This window comes from Bacillus sp. VA15, assembly GCF_055721145.1.
Window position 1 is genome coordinate 136,930 of sequence record NZ_JBVQPQ010000002.1, and the last position, 18,202, is coordinate 155,131.

Here is an 18,202-nt window from a genome sequence, read left to right on the forward strand (position 1 = left end):
TCCTACATATACTTCTTTAATTCACCAATGATGCTTTGCTCTTCTTGTACATAGCCTGATATGTCGTACCGTTCATTTTCTTCATTAAAATAGAAGCGGTCAACCATCGTTTCCGATTTGATTCTCGAAAGGAGTTTGCCTTCACTTGCCGGCACATGCGCTTCAAAAGACGTTAACAGCTCTTGGCGCAAATAGCGTTGAATCGTTTCTTTAAACGTTTCAGCGTCTTCCTCAAATTTCGCACTGACCATAATGTGATCCTTTCCGGCGGACGGAATAAAATCAGGCAGCTTTTGATCTCGCTTATTGTAAGCCGTCAGCATCGGGATGTCGTCGGCTTCAAGCTCCTCAAGCAACCGAAGCACCGTTTTTTCGTGTCCTGGGTAATCCTCATTTGAGGAATCAATTAAATGCAGGATCAAATCCGCTTCTTTGACTTCCTCAAGCGTTGACCGGAATGCAGCAATCAATGTCGTCGGAAGATCCTGAATAAATCCTACTGTATCTGACAGAAGCACGCTGTACCCGCTTGGCAGGACCATTTTTCTGGTCATCGGGTCCAGTGTGGCAAACAAGAGATCTTCTTCATAGCTGTCAGCACTTGTCAGGCGATTGAACCATGTTGATTTCCCCGCGTTTGTATATCCGACAAGCGCAATTTGAAGCACACCGTTTTTCTTTCTTCTTTCACGGTATCGGCTTCTATGGCGAATAACAGTTGAAAGCTGTGTGTTGATTTCGTGAATGCGATTTCTGATATGGCGGCGGTCAGTTTCTAGTTTCGTTTCCCCGGGACCTCTCGCCCCAATTCCACCGCCTTGCCGGGAAAGATTGATCCCTTGCCCCGTCAGGCGCGGAAGTGCATATTGCAGCTGAGCCAGCTCAATTTGGAGTTTGCCTTCTCTCGTTCTCGCCCGCTTTGCGAAAATATCTAATATCAATTGCGTACGGTCAATCATCTTCACTTCAATTGCTGTTGCTAATGACTTTAGCTGACTTGGCGACAGCTCATCATTAAAGATGAGGAGATCAGCTTCAAGCTCTTCCACCAGTGCCTTCAGCTCTTCTACCTTCCCTTTTCCTATATATGTAGCGGCGTCAGCCCTGTTCCGTTTTTGTGTGACGCTGGTCAATACTTTTCCGTCTGCTGTTTTTGTCAGAGATGCAAGCTCTTCCATAGAATTTTCAAAATGCTCATCCGTGATATGCGGCAGCTGACATCCGACTAAAATAGCTTTTTCCTGTCTTGTTTCCTGTTCGTTCAAATGGATGTTCCTTTCTTTTGCATATTGGGCAGTAGTATTATCATACCAAACCCTGCATGTGTATACCACAAATCGATTGCTTTGAAAAGCAAGAAATACAAGCAAAAAACAGACCTCTCGAAAACCGAGAGGTCTATGCAGAGCCAGATGCTTCTTCTTTAATGGAAAGATCTTGGCTTTTAATGGTCATTAAATCACTTTTTAAGTATTGATCGCCCATTAAAAGCCTCATGGCTTGCGCTCTGATTGATTTTTCGATCACATTTCTGACAAAACGGCCATTGCTGAATTTAATGGGACTTGTCGTACTTTTGACTGTCATTAAGTAATCTTTCAATTTCCATTCCGCTTCTTGGCTGAGCTGGTATTCCCTATCAGCGATCATGCGTTTCGCAATCTCCATGAGCTGTGTGACAGAATAATCCGGAAAATCAATGGAGATGGGAAATCTTGATTGGAGACCGGGATTTAATGAGAGAAAATGATCCATTTCACGAGAATATCCGGCAAGGATCAAAATAAACTCATGCTGTTTGTCTTCCATATGCTTTACGAGCGTGTCGATCGCTTCTTTTCCAAAGTCCTTTTCGCCTCCTCTTGCCAGCGAGTAGGCTTCGTCTATAAACAAAATGCCGCCTAATGACTTTTTGATTAAATCTCTCGTCTTTTGGGCGGTGTGGCCGATATATTCCCCGACCAGATCTGCCCGCTCCGCTTCTATCAGGTGGCCTTTTGACAGGACATTCATTTCAAAGAACAGCTTGCCGATCAGCCGTGCAACCGTTGTTTTTCCCGTTCCCGGATTTCCTTTAAACATCATGTGCAGCGCTTGCTTCCCCACCTTCAAGCCTTGCTCCGCGCGTTTCTGATTCACAAAAATCCAGGCGTATATTTCCTTGATGTTGCGTTTCATTTCCTCCATCCCAACCAGTGCGCTCATCTCTTTTTCGATTTCCTTCAAAATGCCGTGCTTTGCTTCGTTTTTTTGCAATGCAGCTTGATATTCCGCCTCTGCCTCAGCATTCGTCAGCACCTGCTTTTGCCCGTTAAGAATAATGTTGATCTGTCCGTTGTTTTTATATGTCACAGCGCGCTCCAACATTTTCACCTCTCTGTTCTCTCTATATGATATTCAAGCGGATGCCGTTTGTGACAAACGCCTATCATGTGTCGAAACAATTGCTTTTTTCGGGAATGATAAGGAATTTTGCGCTTTCCCGAGAAATACTTTATTTCTTATTGTATTCACGGACATGGGGTGGACAAACCAAGAGATTTTGTTTTTAACAATTTTGTAAGGAACACTGAGCGATGAATATGGTGATATGCCTTTGACATATAAATCTCTTTATCACGGACACTTCCTATATCGCTTTTAACAGCTCAAACGAATCTCTCAGCGGAAGATCCCCTCCTAAGCTGTGTTCTTTCTCCGTTGCTCACCCTGTTTGGCATGACACTTCGGTTTTGAACAGGGAGCGAGCCAAAAATACGAATCGATCACACCTGTCAGCATATGGATCGCGGTTAATTTGCTGTTCTCATTCGCTTAAGATACCTGAGACATTTCTTTTTCTTCTATTAATAAAGAGATGTCTTCAGCGACACGTTTTCCCTCCCTTTTTCTTCTCAGCATATGAAAGGAGCTTTGCGTATGAATTTACGTTCCGAATGCCTGACGCAAAACCGAAGACCAGACGGAATCAGTTGAAATAAAGCCGAACCCATAATTCTCACAAACAAATAACATATTCACATTTTTCATTCAGATAGAATCTGCTGTCGCTTCATGTTGAATTGTGCGCTTTCCCGAGAAATAATTTCCTCATGTGAAAGGGTTATTTCCTCATTTTTCAGACGAATGATAATCGTACAAGCAGGAGCCGTGCTTTTTCATATCCTGTAATGAGGTGATGAAGAATGGTTAAGATTTTTATTGATCCTGGCCATGGCGGGTCTGATCCAGGCGCAACAGGAAATGGCCTTCAAGAAAAAACGTTAACCCTGCAAATCGCTTTAGCTTTACGTACGATATTGACAAATGAGTATGAAAGCGTTTCTTTGCTGCTGAGCAGGACAAGCGACCAATATGTCAGCTTAAGCGACCGGACAAACGCTGCAAATAACTGGGGAGCAGACTTCTTTTTGTCCATTCACATTAATTCCGGGGGCGGCACAGGTTTTGAAAGCTATATTTACCCGGGTGTCGGTGCCCCGACGACGACTTACCAATCGGCAATTCACTCTAATGTGATACAAGCTGTCGACTTTGCAGACCGCGGCAGAAAAACAGCAAACTTCCACGTTCTAAGGGAGTCGGCAATGCCTGCCCTATTAACCGAGAACGGCTTCATTGATACCGTTGCGGATGCAAATAAGCTGAAAACAAACAGCTTTATTCAAAGCTTAGCGAGAGGCCATGCAAACGGGCTGGAGCAAGCCTTTAGCCTTAAAAAGACATCCAGCTCAGGGTTATATAAGGTTCAAATTGGCGCATTTAAAGTCAAAGCGAATGCGGACTCACTTGCAAGCAGTGCCGAAGCTAAAGGCTTTGACACGATTGTCCTTTTAAAGGATGGATTATACAAAGTACAAATTGGCGCATTTTCATCCAAAGACAATGCAGACGCTCTTGCTGCCAAAGCGAGAAATGCCGGCTTTGACGCTATTGTGATTCTAGAATCATAGTCTAAACGCGGACGAGCGTCTCATAAAAAAACCCGGCTCCTCATCACGAGAAACCGGGTTTTTTTATTCAAGGATATCAACAACAAATTGTGACCATGTTTCCAGACGGTTATAGATGTCGTCCTGTTTTAATTCAGAGACTTTCATCCATTTTCCAGCAATTTGTTCTTTCTCCTTCACTTCCACTTGTGAGCCTGGCTGTAATTGAAGCGCAGAAAGAATACCGATATGCACTTTGCCGACACTGTTTTCATCATCATTGATGAGTCCCAGTGTGACAATCGCCTGTTTATCCTCTTCATTTATTTGCAGTTCTTCGTCAAGCTCACGGTCTGTGTTCAGCTTTAAGACTTCAGCAAATGAGGCTGCTCCTTCGATGGAGTTCATATGGCCTCCAAAGCCGAGAGAAAGCTTATTGTGCAGACGTGATTCCCCTCCGCCAGCCAGCCGCTCGTAAAGGAAAACTTCATCTTCGCGCTTAATGACGACATAAGGAATCGGCTGCTTGAAATGCGGATCTTCTTCTGCGTCTCCCCTTCTCATTTCACGATAGCCTGCTTCGATCTGAGCCATGATTTCTGCTACTTTGCTATCTTCACTGTTCACACCCTGGAAGGTTAAGCTTTCTTTCTTAAACACGTCATCGCGCGGGGCGACTAAAATCATTTCGTCCATTTTTCCCATGGTTACTGCGTCCTCCTCATTTGAACCTTCAAGCCGAAAAGAGCAGATATTATATCTGCTCTTTTTCATCTCCAAAATAAAAGTCATCGTCTTTGAGCGGCTCAACTGTCGCCTTTTTATAACCGTTCCCCTTCATAGAGAAGAAGTCATGTGATTTTGTTTTTGTATTTAATCCGTTTAAAACGATCGGATTGATATCTTCTTCTTCAAAATATGGATCAAATCCAAGGTTCATCAGCGCTTTATTGGCATTATAGCGGATGAATTTCTTTACATCGTGTGAGAGTCCAACTTGATCGTACAAGTCTTCTGTATACTCAAGCTCATTTTCATATAACTCATTCAGAAGGTCGATCGCAAATTCGCGAAGCTCTGCTTTTTTCTCTTCTGTCTGCTTATTGTAAATTTCCTGAGCAAGGAGACCCACATAGACGCCGTGAATCGCTTCATCACGAAGGATCAAGTTAATAATTTCCCCGCTTTGCATTAGTTTTCCTTGTCCGTAGAAATATAACGGATAATAGAAACCGCTGTAGAAAAGGAAGCTTTCCAGATAGACGGAAGCAACCATCGCTTTGAACAGTGAAATCTCGTCATCTTTTTGAATCGCTTTGTAAAGTCCGACGATGATTTGCGCTTTTTTCTGCAAATATTTATTTTGTTTAACCCATTCGAATACTTCATTAATCGTTTCAGTCGGTGCCAGGGTCATGAAAATATTAGAGTACGACTTCGCATGGACAGCGTTCTCCATCATCGCCATAAAGTTCAGCACCGCTTTCCGCTGGTGGCCGTCAACGTGTTCAGCCACGATCGGCATCCCCGTATTCCCCTGCTCTGTATCAAGAAGAGTCAGTCCGGCCAGTACCTTCATATAAGTGTCCTGCTCGTTTTTTCCGAGATACTTCCATGTGAGGAGATCGCCGTTTAAAGCAATCTCTTCCGGAAGCCAGAACTGTTTCACGTTTTGGTTATAGAACATTTGGGTAAAATCGTCTTCATGCTTTGACCAGTTTGCTGCGTCATAAATTTTCGTCACTATAAACTCTCCTTTAATCAAACAACACAAGAAAGGCAGCTGTCTTGCCCAGTATCTTTCGTTCTTGCATAGTAAATGGTTTTAATTCCTCTGTGATGTGCATACAGATCGATTCGGTTTAAATCACGAGTCGTCATTGTGTCTTTTAAGAACAATGTGAAGCTGATTCCCTGATCAATGTGCTGCTGGATAGTCGCGATCATATCTACAACCTTGAACATGTCCATATCGTAGGCTTCTTTATAGAAGAACCAGTTATTAGATGCAAGCCCAGGCATTGGGTAGTACGTTTTTGAGTTGCCGTATGTTCTTTCTTCAATCCGTTCCATAATCGGCATAACAGACGCCGTGCTTGATTGAACGTATGAGATCGAGCCTGTCGGCGCAATGCATAATCTGTAGCTGTGATACATGCCGTGTTCAGCTACAAATGCTTTTAGCTTTTCCCAGTCTTCTCTCGTCGGGATATGCATACCTTCAAACAGGTTAGCAATTTTTTCGTATTTCGGTGAGAAATCAGTTGAAACGTATTTGTCGAAGTATTCACCTGTCGCATAGGTTGATCCTTCATATTGATCAAACGTTTCGCCCTTCTCTTTTGCGATTTCCGCAGAACGCTGGATAGAGTAGAAGTTCACCATCATAAAGAACGTGTTTGCAAAGTCACGCGCTTCCGGACTTTCATACGCAATACCGTTTTGCGCAAGGTAGCCGTGAAGGTTCATAGCGCCGAGACCGATTGATTTCATCGCTTTGTTTGCCCGTCTTACAGCAGGCGCATTGCGGATATCAGTCGTTTCAGACACGTGTGTTAAAGAGTCTGTCGCAAGCTTAACTGTCTTTTCGATTGATTTGTGCTCCATGACGTTGAGAATGTTAAGCGAACCCAGGTTGCAGGAAATATCCAAACCGATTTCATCTTCTACATCATAGTCTGTGTATGAAGAAACCTGAGATGCCTGCAGCACTTCAGAGCAAAGGTTAGAAAATTTCACCTTGGAAATATGGTTATTTGCATGCACTTTATTCACGTTATCTTGGAACATGATGTATGGATAGCCTGATTCAGAGCGAAGCATCGCCAGTTTTTCAAGCAATTTCCGCGGGTTGATCTTTTCCTTTTTCACCCGAGGGTTGTCGACAAACTTGTCGTACATTTCGTTCATATCCATCTCATCCATGTGCTGGCCGTACTCTTTATAAATCGTGTGCGGATAAAATACGTAAGCCGCTTTGTCTTCACGTGCAAGCTCAACGAACTTATCCGGAATGACAACACCGATAGATAGCGTTTTGACACGCACATCTTCATCCGCTGAAATCTTTTTCGTATCGAGAAAATCATTGATATCGCGGTGGAAAATGTTTAAGTACGCCGCGCCAGATCCTTGTCTTTGCCCCATTTGGTCAGCATAACGGAACGCGTTATCTAGAAGCTTCATGACGCCTACAACGCCTTTTGTGGCGTTTTCAACATCTTTAATGGCTTCACCTTTCGCGCGAAGCTTGGACAGGTTAAGAGAAACCCCGCCGCCCAGTTTAGAAAGCTGCATAGAGATATCGATCGCTCTTGAAATATCGTTTAATGAATCATTGACTTCGAGCAGGAAGCAGCTCACAAGTTCTCCGCGGCGTTTTCTGCCGGCGTTCAAAAATGTGGGTGTGCTCGGCTGGTATTCCTGATTGATCATCAGGTTCACATATTCTTTTGCTTTCTCAGTGTCGCCGTTTGCGAAGAACAGCGCAACAATTGAGATCCGGTCCTCATAACGCTCGAGGATTCTTTTTTTGTCATTCGTTTTCAAAGCATAGTCATTATAGAATTTAAACGCACTCATGAAGGAAGGAAAACGAAACTTCTTAGCGTAAGCTGTCTTAAACACTTCTTTAATGTCTTCAAAAGAATAAAGGCTTAAGAATTCCTCTTCGTAGTATTGGTTTTCAATCAAATAATCCAGCTTCTCTTTTAAATCGTGAAAGTAAACTGTGTTTTGATTGATATAGTCTACAAAATAGCTATGTACAGCCTCTTTATCCTTATCAAACTGGAATTTTCCATCTTTTTGGATCATGATTTCGTTATTTAACTGGATCCATTTTGGCACTTGATTTTGTGACAACTCTTTCTACCTCCTGAGTAAACAATTCAACGTCTTTAGATGTGCCGCTGAGTTCAAATTTGTGCAAGATCGGCACCTGATATTGTCTTGAAATGGTATCGGCGCTTTTTGCAAAGTTATCGCCCCATACTTTATTGCCGCTCGCAGCGACTCCTAATAAAAGATGGGCGTATTTTTCGAGAAATGATTGTGTTGATGCCGGTACCTGACCGAAGTTTGTCGTGTAGGTGACCAAAACAAACGGAGTGTCCAAGTGATCAATTTCGTCCACCTTGCGTATCTGCTGAAAGCCTGTTTTATTCACAAACCGCTGAACATTCCCTGTTTTCGAATCAAATATGATTTGTACCACGTTTTATCACGACCTATCAAAAAATATGAATCTCTCATCACTAACACTATATATAGTATACTACCCTCTATCAAAAACACAATATATAGATTTGTTTTTATGAAAAATTCATATTTTGATCAAATCAGGCAAATGGGCAGACTCATTAGGGCCCAAAAAAGAGAGCAGAACGAGAATCATCTCTCGTCCTACTCGGGGTGTCGTTTTTAAGCCGATGTATATCATAACATGAAAAAAAACTGCTTAGTAGTCTAGATTTTTTTTTCTTAAGCTATCACAGCATTTTTCGCTCTCTACTGTTTCTTCTATTTCAACATCCGCACCGATCTCTTCTAAAACCGCCTTCAAAGCGCTGATAATTGACGCTTCTCTGACTAATTCTTTTCCGTTCACAATGATGCTTGTTCCGTATTCATAGCAAGAATCATCTTCGCAAATTTCTTCCCAATGATTCACGATCACTTTATGCTTCATTTTTTCACCCTCTGTTTGATCTGTGTCTGTATTTAGTTTAGCGGGTAGCATCCGCTTTGTAAATTCGGATGCTTGTGAATTTTATTCAAGCTCATCATCCGCGTATTCTTTCTTCAGCTTTACCTCATTGCGGGACTCATTATACTCATAAATTTTGATATAGCCGTCCTCCACAACGCCAAAATGATTATGTTCAAGCGGGAACGAGGTTGGCTGAGGCGTTTCATAGTCTGAATTGCCGCTGTCTGTTTCAATGATGGTTTCTTGGTTCCCACACGCCCCGAACAGCAAAAATACAGCTATCCACACAAGCGCAATCCTGATTCGTCTCAGTTCTGCTTCACTTTCAAACAAGGTCGCGTCACTCCCAGATTGTGATTTTTACATGATATTCAAGTTAGTCTTGCATATGTTGATTTCATAAAAAAAGACCGTGCCTTGGCATGGTCTGCTTACAAAAAAGCTTGGAACGGAAGTGGATCAATTTTAAAAAATGGCTGCCGGGATTCCCCCGACAGCCTCCCCATGCCTTGACATGGTATTTTTTGATCTATTCGAGTTCAAGCTGGACGTTTTTTTGCGGCGCAAACGTTGAGATCGCATGTTTATATATAAGCTGCTGCTTACCTTCCGATTCCAGTAATACGGTAAAGTTATCAAAGCCTTTCACCTGGCCACGCAACTGAAAGCCATTCAGCAAAAAAACAGTGACATACGTATTTTCTTTCCGGATTTGATTCAAAAACTGATCCTGAATATTAATCGGTTTCATGTTTCGTCCTCCTTGATTCTCTATATCATACAGTTTCGATTAAAGTTCGAGTTTTCCTGCTATATGTGTGAAAATTTCCTTTTTTTTCAGCTCCATATCAACGGGCGGTGTCATATCGAACCAGGTAACCTGCATTTTGTTGCGAAACCACGTCAGCTGGCGTTTCGCATACCGCCTTGAGTTCTGCTTTAGCTGATCGACGGCATCAGAAAGTGTCACAAAACCGTCAAAATATGCATATAGCTCCTTATAGCCTATCGCCTGTATCGATTGACAGTCTCTCACGTTCCTGTCGTAGAGGCGTTTCACTTCTGGAAGAAGACCTGCCTCCATCATCATATCGACCCGCTGATTAATTCTTGCGTAAAGCGTGTCTCTATCCATTGTCAGTCCGATTAACACTGCATTGTACAGAAGTTCTCGTTTTTGTTCCTTCAAATGCTGAGACATCGTTTTTCCAGACGTATGTAAAATTTCCAGCGCGCGAATGACTCTTCTTGTATTATTGGGATGAATCGCAGCTGCTGCCTCGGGATCTGCTTCTGCAAGTTTGGCATGAAGAAAGTCAGCGCCTTCCCGCTCGGCAGCTACTTGCAGGCTCTGTCGAAACGCAGGATCGTTCGCCTCTTCCGTAAATGTATAATCGTAAAGCACAGACTGTATATAAAGCCCTGTACCGCCGACAATCATCGGAAGCTTTCCTCTTTTTGCAATCTCACTTATTTTGTTTCTCACTAAGCCTTGGTAATCGGCGGTGGAGAAGGAATCTTGGGGATCTAAAATGTCAATCAGATGATGGGTCACTCCCTCCATCTCCTGTTCAGTAATTTTAGCTGTTCCAATATCCATCCCCTTATAAACCTGCATCGAATCACCGCTGATAATTTCCGCGTTCAAGGATTTGGCTAGCTGAATACTTAAATTTGTTTTCCCCACTGCCGTCGGTCCGACTAAAATGACAACGGGCTGCTTCGTATTATTCAATGTGTATCACTCTCTTTTATAAATCTCCCCCCATTATAGCATTCATCATGTACAACCACCTATCCATTTTGCCCTTTTTTTGCACTGGTAAACATTCTTCTACCACCCGAGCGGCTCATTGCCGACGATTTCTCTCGTCTTTCCTTTCAGGGCATGCCGATGCGTTTTTCTTCCGTCATCTTTCGGATCATACACCACGCCTCCGTACCGGATCTCAATCGGTTCATTATAGGCCAGATACGTCGTTTCCTCGATTTCGTGATAATGGGTGCCGTCCGCTAAGGGAATCGCAGGTCCTGAGATTCCGTAATACCGGTGAAAATGGCCGCTTTCAAAAGAAGTGATCCCTGTAAAGTAATGTGTATGCTGATCGGTATTCGATCCATTAGCCGGCTGAGTAAATCCTTCAATGAGATGATAATGTTCCTGTTCTCTCGTCGTTTTGACATGATAAGCATGTGCGTGAGGCGGCGCTTTTGACCAGTCAGACGGATACAGGCCCAATGTGATCACATCCCTTCTTTTTCATCAAACGCCCAATCAAATCTGGGTAGGCTGAATACACTGCATCATCTACACTTTATTACAGGAGGCAAGAAAAAATGAACGAGATAGAACATTTCACTGCTGAAGATACAAGAATATTTGGAAGGCCTTTCGGATTTGGAAGACCTGGATTCGGCTACGGGTTTGGAAGACCTGGATTTGGGTTTGGCCGGCCTTTCGGTTTTTACGGGGGACCTTTTTTCGGCGGCCTAGTTGGCGGGCTTGTAGGAAGCGCTTTATTTAATCCTTATTTTTATGGCGGATATCCCTATTATCCGTACGCCCCATTCCCTTACTACTATTAAACACAAAAGGCCTCTTCAAAAAGGGGTCTTTTTAGGTGATTGAAAATGAATCTCTTGACTCATACATAGGCATACACTAATATTTTTCTAGCTGAAGATCTTTTCAAATCTAAAAATGCAGTTGAAGTGAGGAGAATTTAAGATGTTGGTAGGATATATATTCCTCACGATTGCCATATGCTCGGAATCGATAGGAGCGGCCATGTTGAAAGTATCTGACGGTTTCAAAAAGTGGAAGCCAAGCGCTTTAGTCGTGATTGGCTATTCCCTCGCCTTTTATATGCTGTCGCTGACCTTAAACCATATCCCCCTCAGCCTCTCGTATGCGACTTGGAGCGGTGCAGGCACGGTGCTGACGGCAGTGATCGGAGTGAAATGGTTTAAGGAAGAATTGAATGTCAAAGGGCTTATCGGGATTCTTTTATTAATATCAGGGGTCGTGTTACTTAACTGGCAGTAAAGGAGTGATAATGATGAAAGGATTGCTTTATTTGGCTCTTGCCATTGTATCTGAGGTTTTCGGGAGCACAATGCTGAAGCTTTCAGAAGGATTTACACAAGCCTGGCCCATTGTCGGAGTCATTGCCGGATTTCTTTCTGCTTTTACCTTTCTAAGCTTTTCTTTAAAAACAATTGACTTATCAAGCGCGTATGCGACATGGTCTGGCGTTGGAACGGCGCTTACAGCCATTGTCGGGTTTTTGCTTTTTGGCGAAACCATCAGCTTAAAGGGAGTGTTCGGGCTCACGCTTGTCATTGCAGGCGTCGTCGTGTTAAATCAGTCGAAAGCCCCTGCTAAAGATAAAAAACAGACGGTCTGTGAGTGACCGTCTGTTTCTTATTCTCCAGCCCGTTTTACGGAGGCTTCAAGCTGCAGCTCGACATTTCCTTGAATTGCGCGTGAAATCATGCATGACGATTCCGCCTTTTCACAAAGCTTGTGCGCCAATGTGACATCTTCTTGTGAGGCATCATGTTTGAGCACGACAGAGGGACGATGAATGATCTTTTTATATGTAAAAACTCCTTTTGTGACGTCGACAATACCTTCTGACTCCATCTGCAAGTCTTCCTTTTCCAGCCCGCTTCTTTCCATCATTGCAGCAAGTGTAATAATGTAACAGGTCGCTGCCGCCCCGAGAAGCATTTCATCTGGGTTGGTCCCCTCTCCCGGTCCATCCATTTCTTTAGGAATGGAAATAGATGTGATTAAGTTCCCGCTTTCGATCGTACCGACATCATTGCGGTTGCCTGGCCAGTTCGCTTTTAAATAAAAATGATGTTCTGCCATCGTATGTTTTGCCTCCTTTTATAATCCTATTTCAGTCTACTGATCTTCTCTTATTTTGTCTTCTGATCTGCTTATTACGAATACTCTTTTTCAAGGACACTTTTGATCGCACTCACATAAGCATAAAATTCACTGTTCTTTGTGTATTTCCTATTTTTATAATAAAAATCATCGAAAAATGCTTCTCTCTGCTCGCGGCTGATTTCCAGCTGGATACTCAGCCCCGTTTCCCCTTGGTTGTTAATGTTTTCGGCACTCAACCCAGCAAGACCGCTTTTAGACGACGCTAACTCAGCGGAAAACCCTCTTCTCTCAAGGGCTCTTACGATCATTTTCGCCCGCTTTCGATCTGTGCCTCCAACAAGTGTATTCTTGTTCTCTCCTTTATATCCGTGAAAAGCCACAACATATTGATGCTCCTTGATTTTCTTTTCGGCCAATGGCTCATCAAAGTTGGTGCTTGTAATGTGAAGCGTTTGGTTATCGTGTGACTTCAACCCTTCAAACAGGTATGTAGAGAATTCATTATTGAAATACCGCACAAGCTCGCTTACTCCGCCTTCAATTCTTCCGCCGTGTGGAGACATAATTAACACTTTGCTTCCTTTTTTCTCACTATAAGAAATATCATAATCGGCTGGGCTCTCATTTTCTGCCAAGCTGCTGAAATTTGAATATGTATCTGGCTGATTAGATGGTTCAGGTTCTAATGAGTAATGAACATATCTCAGGAATAAGACAATGGCTAAGACTAATATGACATTTAGTATAAATCTTCTCATGTTTAACTCCTTTCATAAGAATGGCACGGTTCATTATATGAGGTTTAGCCAATAGGTTTTATCTTACCATTGTATACGCTATATCATCAGTGAAAAAGTTCCCGGTTTCAAAAAATCAATTGATTGTCACGGTTAATAGCGGTTCATTTGAAATATGAGTGAAAAAAGATTGAGAGGAAAGATAAAAAAGGTAGGAATAACCTCACTTGGCAATTACATGTATAGAGGTTTAAGGAGGGTTTTATTAGCGGCTGCCCAGTTGCTGAGACGGACAGCCTGTTATCTGTCTGCCAAATAGAGGTTTTGTTTATTTGTTCTCACAAAGTCACAGGAGAGGATCGAATCCAACAAAAACGTTCTGATCTGTTGTTTCGAAAAACAAAATGCTTTGATTTGCGTTTGGCTTTTCTGTCTTACAATAATTGTTCTTTTACTAATCGTTCCGTCTTTCTTCATATATATAATGCTAATTGGTATTTGGCTTTCCAAAGACCGATGAAAGAAGAAATTCATACAGCTGCTCTCCCTTTGCCAGTTTAATATGACAATATTATAATACGAACAAACGTTCCTTTTCAATCCCCAATGATTGCCACAACTCCTGAATCTAATTCGAAAGATTCATAAAAACCAACTCTTGTCCGCCTCTTATAAAGGACAAACAAACTTACCAAAACTATCATCTGTTCATAGAGTATACAGTGAACCTTATAATAGGAGGAAAATACATGTTTGGGTACTCTATGGTACAAATGGTGAGAGCAAATGCTCATAAGCTAGATTGGCCGTTACGGGAAAGCGTCTTGCAGCTTTACAAGCCCTTCAAATGGACTCCTTGCTTCTTGCATCAGTTTTTCGAAACCAAATTGAAAAACAGAAAAAAAATGTCAGTCATTATTGAATTTGAAGAAGGCTGTCACGAGACCGGCTGTCAAATGGCTGGAGAGGTACTGCAAAAAGAAAAACGCAGCAAGTTAAAAAGCCGATTCAATAAAATCAATTGCTGCAGCGCCGAGGTGACCCCTTCAGCGTTACATTCCCTTCTATCTGAATGCAGTGATATCCGCAAAGTGTATTTAAACCGCGAAGTCAAAGCGCTACTGGACACGGCAACCGAAGCAAGCCACGCGAAGGAAGTCGTCAGAAACGGGCAGACCCTGACTGGAAAAGGTGTTACTGTCGCTGTTGTCGATACAGGAATCTACCCGCATCCTGATTTAGAAGGCAGAATTATCGGATTCGCGGACATGGTCAATCAAAAAACAGAACCGTATGATGATAATGGTCATGGCACACACTGTGCAGGTGATGTTGCAAGCAGCGGCGCATCCTCTTCTGGCCAATACCGCGGGCCTGCACCGGAAGCCAATCTAATCGGTGTGAAGGTTTTGAACAAGCAAGGTTCGGGAACGTTAGCTGATATTATTGAAGGTGTAGAGTGGTGTATTCAATACAATGAGGACAACCCGAATGAACCGATTGATATTATCAGTATGTCGCTCGGTGGCGATGCGCTTCGATATGATAATGAACAAGAAGACCCGTTAGTCAGAGCGGTTGAAGAAGCGTGGAACGCAGGGATTGTCGTCTGTGTCGCTGCCGGAAACTCAGGGCCTGATCCACAAACCATTGCAAGCCCGGGCGTGAGCGAAAAGGTGATTACAGTAGGTGCCCTTGACGATAACAATACCGCAAACAGCGATGATGATACGGTCGCTTCCTTCTCAAGCCGCGGGCCGACAGTGTACGGGAAAGAAAAGCCCGATATTTTAGCGCCGGGTGTTAATATTATTTCCCTGCGCTCTCCCAATTCTTATATCGATAAGCTTCAAAAATCAAGCCGTGTAGGATCTCAGTATTTTACAATGTCAGGAACATCGATGGCAACACCGATCTGTGCAGGAATTGCAGCTTTAATCCTTCAGCAAAATCCGGATCTTACACCTGATGAAGTGAAAGAGCTTTTGAAAAACGGCACGGACAAATGGAAAGATGAAGATCCGAATGTTTACGGAGCGGGCGCCGTCAACGCAGAAAATTCCGTTCCTGGCCAATAGACAGTACCATAAAGCCGGCAATTCTCTCTGCAGAACTGCCGGCTTTATGTTTTGAATTTCCATAATAATGGGATAAAATAATAGAAAATGGATGAAGGAAGTGAAAAAGTGCCATATTATATCTGCAAAACATGCGGAGTACAACATGCGCAGACTGTAAATTCGCCGAACTCATGTCTGATTTGCGATGACGAAAGGCAGTATATTCATCCGGATGGACAATCTTGGACAACCCTTGAAGACATGCGTGAGAAAGAAAACCTCCAAAACATCCTCAAAAAGGAGGAAGAGCATCTTTACAGCATCAAAACTGAACCAGAGTTTGCGATCGGACAAACAGCCCATCTTATCCAGCATAAGGGCTTCAATGTGCTGTGGGATTGCATTACATATCTTGACCAAAAGACAATTGACCAAATCAACGAATTAGGCGGTATTCAGGCCATCGCTTTGTCTCATCCACATTATTACTCTACTCAGGTTGAGTGGGCTGAAGCATTTCAGGCCCCGATCTATATCCATGAGGATGACAAAGAATGGGTGACAAGACCAAGCAATCACATTCACTTCTGGTCAGGGGAAACGCTCAACGTGAAGCCGGGACTGGACCTTTACCGACTGGGCGGACATTTTAAAGGCGGTGCTGTTCTGCATTGGAGCAAGGGCAATGAAGGGAAAGGCTGTCTGTTGACCGGGGATGTCATTACGGTTGCGGCCGACCGGAACTGGGTCAGCTTTATGTACAGCTATCCAAATCTCATTCCCCTCCCCGCCTCCAAAGTTGAAGAAATAGCAGCCAAAGTGAAACCGCTTCAATTTAACCGGATTTATAATGCTTTTTCTAAAGTTGTCAGAGAGAATGCCGGCGAAGCAGTCCAGCGTTCGGCCGTACGTTATATCAAGGCTCTGAACAGCGAATTGTTTCATACATAGAGAATGAGGCGGCTCTTTTCCGTGTAAAAGATGCAGCAATTGGGAATAGTATCGTGTAGATCAAAAGGAGGAATATTGATGGCACACACGAATACACAGCTTTCTCAATGGCTGGAATCAAAAGTCGGCCAAACGCTTGATATTAGAAAAGGTGAATTGACCCATGATGAAGAGATTTCAGACCTGGATCAGATTGTTCTCCATCTTCAAAAAGTGGGTATACGCAGCACGAATCATCCTGATGACTATGTTGCAAAAGAAGAACTCGTTTTAGAAGGCGAAGGAACAACATTCACTGAGGACGGCGACGTACCGCTTCCGCAAAATGCCTATGAGATTCCTTTATTAGGCGATATTCATATTCACCAAGAAAACGAAGGATTGAAGGTTGTAACAGATCGTGCAGTATATACATTTGATATCCAGCACAGCTGATAGTCACTTTCATCAAAATAATACAGCTTAGCGCCTTTGAGCTTTCATTCAAAGGCGCTGCTTTACATGACGCCACTTTTTCATTTTTTCGTTCTTCACCCTATTGAATGCCGCCTAGAATAGATATATAGTTTTAGAGACAGGATCAAGTTTCAAACAATTCTGTTTTTTGCAACCTGCAACTTGTATAACAAAATGAAATTACCAATTTACCCTATTTTAGGCGAGGAGAATGCACATGGAAAAATTGATGTTTCATCCGCATGGTAAAGAATTTCATCAAAATCCTTTTTCAGTATTGGGCCGATTTAGAGAGGAAGATCCCATTCACCGATTTGAATTAAAACGATTCGGAGGCACATATCCGGCTTGGTTAATCACCCGATATGATGATTGTATGGCCTTTTTAAAAGACAATCGAATTACAAGAGACGTTAAAAACGTGATGAGCCAAGAACAAATCAAAATGCTCAACGTCAGCGAGGATATCGATTTCGTATCCGATCATATGCTGGCAAAAGACACACCTGACCATACCCGCTTAAGATCACTTGTTCATCAAGCATTTACTCCCCGCACCATTGAAAATCTGCGCGGCAGCATCGAACAAATTTCTGAACAGCTTTTAGATGAAATGGAAAAAGAAAATAAAGTGGACATCATGAAATCCTTCGCATCCCCTTTGCCTTTTATTGTTATATCTGAATTGATGGGAATTCCTAAAGAGGATCGGGCACAATTTCAAATCTGGACCAATGCGATGGTTGATACCTCTGAAAGTAACAGAGAGCTGACAAATCAAGCCCTTCGTGAATTTAAATACTATATCGCCAAGCTGATCCATGACAGAAGAATACAGCCAAAGGACGATTTAATCAGTAAGCTTGTGCATGCTGATGAAAACGGCAGCAAGTTAAGTGAAAAAGAGCTTTATTCGATGCTGTTTTTGCTGGTTGTAGCGGGCCTTGAAACAACCGTTAATTTACTCGGATCAGGCACCCTCGCATTGCTTCAGCACAAGGAGGAGTTCGAAAAACTGAAGCAGCATCCCGAAATGATCGCTACAGCAGTTGAAGAATTGCTGCGATACACCTCGCCTGTCGTTATGATGGCAAATCGGTGGGCCATCGAGGACTTTACATACAAGGGGCATTCGATCAAAAGAGGAGACATGATCTTTATAGGCATCGGATCTGCCAATCGCGATCCAAACTTTTTTGAGAACCCGGAAACATTAAATCTAAATCGATCGCCTAACAGACATATTTCTTTCGGCTTTGGCATTCATTTCTGCTTAGGAGCACCGCTTGCCAGACTGGAAGGCCACATTGCGTTCAACGCGCTTCTAAAGAGATTTCCGGATATTGAACTCGCGGCAGCGCCTAATGACATTCAATGGAGAAAAAATGTCTTTTTAAGAGGGTTAGAATGTCTCCCTGTTTCACTTTCAAAATAACATATTCAAAACGCCCCCT

22 protein-coding genes are annotated in these 18,202 nt (G+C 42.9%); 8 read left to right on the forward strand and 14 right to left on the reverse strand.

Features of this window, described 5'->3' with window-relative positions; all coding sequences use genetic code 11:
* Nucleotides 1–2: 2 nt before the first annotated feature.
* Nucleotides 3–1,265: a GTPase HflX gene (gene hflX, locus AC0DBE_RS05910; RefSeq protein ID WP_041520970.1), complete on the reverse strand. Its 1,263-nt coding sequence runs from the start codon at nucleotides 1,263–1,265 to the stop codon at nucleotides 3–5.
* 133 nt (nucleotides 1,266–1,398) lie between these two features.
* Nucleotides 1,399–2,367, reverse strand: a complete 969-nt coding sequence (gene spoVK, locus AC0DBE_RS05915) for a stage V sporulation protein K (protein ID WP_061187517.1) — start codon at nucleotides 2,365–2,367, stop codon at nucleotides 1,399–1,401.
* A gap of 818 nt (nucleotides 2,368–3,185) precedes the next feature.
* Between spoVK and cwlC the strand changes: the two genes are divergently transcribed.
* Complete coding sequence (gene cwlC / locus AC0DBE_RS05920) at nucleotides 3,186–3,953, forward strand: sporulation-specific N-acetylmuramoyl-L-alanine amidase (RefSeq protein ID WP_014113881.1); 768 nt, start codon at nucleotides 3,186–3,188, stop codon at nucleotides 3,951–3,953.
* A 63-nt stretch (nucleotides 3,954–4,016) separates the two neighbouring features.
* On the opposite strand, the gene AC0DBE_RS05925 is transcribed toward cwlC, so the two are convergent.
* From AC0DBE_RS05925 to AC0DBE_RS05965, 9 genes are all read right to left on the reverse strand, one after another.
* Nucleotides 4,017–4,637 (reverse strand): hypothetical protein, encoded by a 621-nt coding sequence (locus tag AC0DBE_RS05925; RefSeq protein WP_014113880.1) that lies wholly within the window; start codon nucleotides 4,635–4,637, stop codon nucleotides 4,017–4,019.
* A 49-nt stretch (nucleotides 4,638–4,686) separates the two neighbouring features.
* Nucleotides 4,687–5,676, reverse strand: a complete 990-nt coding sequence (gene nrdF, locus AC0DBE_RS05930) for a class 1b ribonucleoside-diphosphate reductase subunit beta (RefSeq protein WP_014113879.1) — start codon at nucleotides 5,674–5,676, stop codon at nucleotides 4,687–4,689.
* A gap of 17 nt (nucleotides 5,677–5,693) precedes the next feature.
* On the reverse strand, nucleotides 5,694–7,796 hold the full coding sequence (gene nrdE, locus AC0DBE_RS05935) for a class 1b ribonucleoside-diphosphate reductase subunit alpha (protein ID WP_061187516.1): 2,103 nt from the start codon (nucleotides 7,794–7,796) through the stop codon (nucleotides 5,694–5,696).
* The gene (gene nrdI, locus AC0DBE_RS05940; protein ID WP_014113877.1) at nucleotides 7,756–8,148 is read right to left on the reverse strand and encodes a class Ib ribonucleoside-diphosphate reductase assembly flavoprotein NrdI; all 393 of its coding nucleotides are present in this window, start codon (nucleotides 8,146–8,148) and stop codon (nucleotides 7,756–7,758) included. Before nrdI ends, nrdE begins: the two co-directional genes overlap by 41 nt.
* Nucleotides 8,149–8,391: 243 nt before the next feature.
* Nucleotides 8,392–8,622 (reverse strand): hypothetical protein, encoded by a 231-nt coding sequence (locus AC0DBE_RS05945; RefSeq protein ID WP_003221102.1) that lies wholly within the window; start codon nucleotides 8,620–8,622, stop codon nucleotides 8,392–8,394.
* An 81-nt stretch (nucleotides 8,623–8,703) separates the two neighbouring features.
* Nucleotides 8,704–8,976, reverse strand: a complete 273-nt coding sequence (locus AC0DBE_RS05950) for a YmzC family protein (RefSeq protein ID WP_061187515.1) — start codon at nucleotides 8,974–8,976, stop codon at nucleotides 8,704–8,706.
* A 196-nt stretch (nucleotides 8,977–9,172) separates the two neighbouring features.
* Nucleotides 9,173–9,394 carry an RNA chaperone Hfq gene (gene hfq / locus AC0DBE_RS05955; RefSeq protein ID WP_003221097.1) on the reverse strand — a complete coding sequence of 74 codons (222 nt, stop codon included), beginning with the start codon at nucleotides 9,392–9,394 and terminating at the stop codon, nucleotides 9,173–9,175.
* 39 nt (nucleotides 9,395–9,433) lie between these two features.
* On the reverse strand, nucleotides 9,434–10,378 hold the full coding sequence (miaA, locus tag AC0DBE_RS05960; RefSeq protein ID WP_014113874.1) for a tRNA (adenosine(37)-N6)-dimethylallyltransferase MiaA: 945 nt from the start codon (nucleotides 10,376–10,378) through the stop codon (nucleotides 9,434–9,436).
* A gap of 99 nt (nucleotides 10,379–10,477) precedes the next feature.
* The gene (locus AC0DBE_RS05965; protein ID WP_439846030.1) at nucleotides 10,478–10,891 is read right to left on the reverse strand and encodes a YmaF family protein; all 414 of its coding nucleotides are present in this window, start codon (nucleotides 10,889–10,891) and stop codon (nucleotides 10,478–10,480) included.
* A gap of 89 nt (nucleotides 10,892–10,980) precedes the next feature.
* Here AC0DBE_RS05965 and AC0DBE_RS05970 point away from each other — a divergent pair, with 89 nt between their 5' ends.
* From AC0DBE_RS05970 to ebrB, 3 genes are all read left to right on the forward strand, one after another.
* Nucleotides 10,981–11,229 (forward strand): hypothetical protein, encoded by a 249-nt coding sequence (locus AC0DBE_RS05970; RefSeq protein ID WP_041520968.1) that lies wholly within the window; start codon nucleotides 10,981–10,983, stop codon nucleotides 11,227–11,229.
* Between the two features lie 142 nt (nucleotides 11,230–11,371).
* On the forward strand, nucleotides 11,372–11,689 hold the full coding sequence (gene ebrA / locus AC0DBE_RS05975; RefSeq protein ID WP_088679108.1) for a multidrug efflux SMR transporter subunit EbrA: 318 nt from the start codon (nucleotides 11,372–11,374) through the stop codon (nucleotides 11,687–11,689).
* Nucleotides 11,690–11,702: 13 nt separating this feature from the next.
* The gene (ebrB, locus tag AC0DBE_RS05980; protein WP_061187512.1) at nucleotides 11,703–12,056 is read left to right on the forward strand and encodes a multidrug efflux SMR transporter subunit EbrB; all 354 of its coding nucleotides are present in this window, start codon (nucleotides 11,703–11,705) and stop codon (nucleotides 12,054–12,056) included.
* Between the two features lie 11 nt (nucleotides 12,057–12,067).
* Here the strand turns inward: ebrB and AC0DBE_RS05985 are convergent, their stop codons facing one another.
* From AC0DBE_RS05985 to AC0DBE_RS05995, 3 genes are all read right to left on the reverse strand, one after another.
* Nucleotides 12,068–12,520 (reverse strand): OsmC family protein, encoded by a 453-nt coding sequence (locus tag AC0DBE_RS05985; protein ID WP_472961444.1) that lies wholly within the window; start codon nucleotides 12,518–12,520, stop codon nucleotides 12,068–12,070.
* A gap of 74 nt (nucleotides 12,521–12,594) precedes the next feature.
* Nucleotides 12,595–13,302, reverse strand: coding sequence for a poly-gamma-glutamate hydrolase family protein (locus AC0DBE_RS05990; protein WP_014113869.1), 708 nt, complete (start codon nucleotides 13,300–13,302; stop codon nucleotides 12,595–12,597).
* 279 nt (nucleotides 13,303–13,581) lie between these two features.
* Complete coding sequence (locus AC0DBE_RS05995) at nucleotides 13,582–13,815, reverse strand: hypothetical protein (RefSeq protein WP_041520966.1); 234 nt, start codon at nucleotides 13,813–13,815, stop codon at nucleotides 13,582–13,584.
* A gap of 215 nt (nucleotides 13,816–14,030) precedes the next feature.
* On the opposite strand from AC0DBE_RS05995, the gene aprX reads away from it, so the two are divergent.
* The 4 genes from aprX (at nucleotide 14,031) to AC0DBE_RS06015 (ending at nucleotide 18,183) form a co-directional block, all read left to right on the forward strand.
* A complete protein-coding gene (gene aprX / locus AC0DBE_RS06000; protein WP_014113866.1) occupies nucleotides 14,031–15,359 on the forward strand; it encodes a serine protease AprX in 1,329 nt (442 codons plus the stop codon).
* A gap of 108 nt (nucleotides 15,360–15,467) precedes the next feature.
* Nucleotides 15,468–16,292 carry an MBL fold metallo-hydrolase gene (locus AC0DBE_RS06005; protein ID WP_472961448.1) on the forward strand — a complete coding sequence of 275 codons (825 nt, stop codon included), beginning with the start codon at nucleotides 15,468–15,470 and terminating at the stop codon, nucleotides 16,290–16,292.
* A gap of 78 nt (nucleotides 16,293–16,370) precedes the next feature.
* Nucleotides 16,371–16,727 (forward strand): protein YmzB, encoded by a 357-nt coding sequence (locus tag AC0DBE_RS06010; RefSeq protein ID WP_079287773.1) that lies wholly within the window; start codon nucleotides 16,371–16,373, stop codon nucleotides 16,725–16,727.
* A gap of 238 nt (nucleotides 16,728–16,965) precedes the next feature.
* Entirely contained in the window at nucleotides 16,966–18,183 is a 1,218-nt protein-coding gene (locus AC0DBE_RS06015; protein WP_472961451.1) for a cytochrome P450 family protein, read from the forward strand.
* Nucleotides 18,184–18,202 lie beyond the last annotated feature (19 nt).

Bases quoted from the DNA above. Each gene is read 5' to 3' on its own strand.
- spoVK (WP_061187517.1), bottom strand. From the start codon at position 2,367: ATGTTGGAGCGCGCTGTGACATATAAAAACAACGGACAGATCAACATT.
- cwlC (WP_014113881.1), top strand. From the start codon at position 3,186: ATGGTTAAGATTTTTATTGATCCTGGCCATGGCGGGTCTGATCCAGGC.
- AC0DBE_RS05925 (WP_014113880.1), bottom strand. From the start codon at position 4,637: ATGGGAAAAATGGACGAAATGATTTTAGTCGCCCCGCGCGATGACGTG.
- AC0DBE_RS05945 (WP_003221102.1), bottom strand. From the start codon at position 8,622: ATGAAGCATAAAGTGATCGTGAATCATTGGGAAGAAATTTGCGAAGAT.
- hfq (WP_003221097.1), bottom strand. From the start codon at position 9,394: ATGAAACCGATTAATATTCAGGATCAGTTTTTGAATCAAATCCGGAAA.
- AC0DBE_RS05970 (WP_041520968.1), top strand. From the start codon at position 10,981: ATGAACGAGATAGAACATTTCACTGCTGAAGATACAAGAATATTTGGA.
- ebrA (WP_088679108.1), top strand. From the start codon at position 11,372: ATGTTGGTAGGATATATATTCCTCACGATTGCCATATGCTCGGAATCG.
- ebrB (WP_061187512.1), top strand. From the start codon at position 11,703: ATGAAAGGATTGCTTTATTTGGCTCTTGCCATTGTATCTGAGGTTTTC.
- AC0DBE_RS05985 (WP_472961444.1), bottom strand. From the start codon at position 12,520: ATGGCAGAACATCATTTTTATTTAAAAGCGAACTGGCCAGGCAACCGC.
- AC0DBE_RS05990 (WP_014113869.1), bottom strand. From the start codon at position 13,302: ATGAGAAGATTTATACTAAATGTCATATTAGTCTTAGCCATTGTCTTA.
- AC0DBE_RS05995 (WP_041520966.1), bottom strand. From the start codon at position 13,815: ATGAATTTCTTCTTTCATCGGTCTTTGGAAAGCCAAATACCAATTAGC.
- aprX (WP_014113866.1), top strand. From the start codon at position 14,031: ATGTTTGGGTACTCTATGGTACAAATGGTGAGAGCAAATGCTCATAAG.
- AC0DBE_RS06010 (WP_079287773.1), top strand. From the start codon at position 16,371: ATGGCACACACGAATACACAGCTTTCTCAATGGCTGGAATCAAAAGTC.
- AC0DBE_RS06015 (WP_472961451.1), top strand. From the start codon at position 16,966: ATGGAAAAATTGATGTTTCATCCGCATGGTAAAGAATTTCATCAAAAT.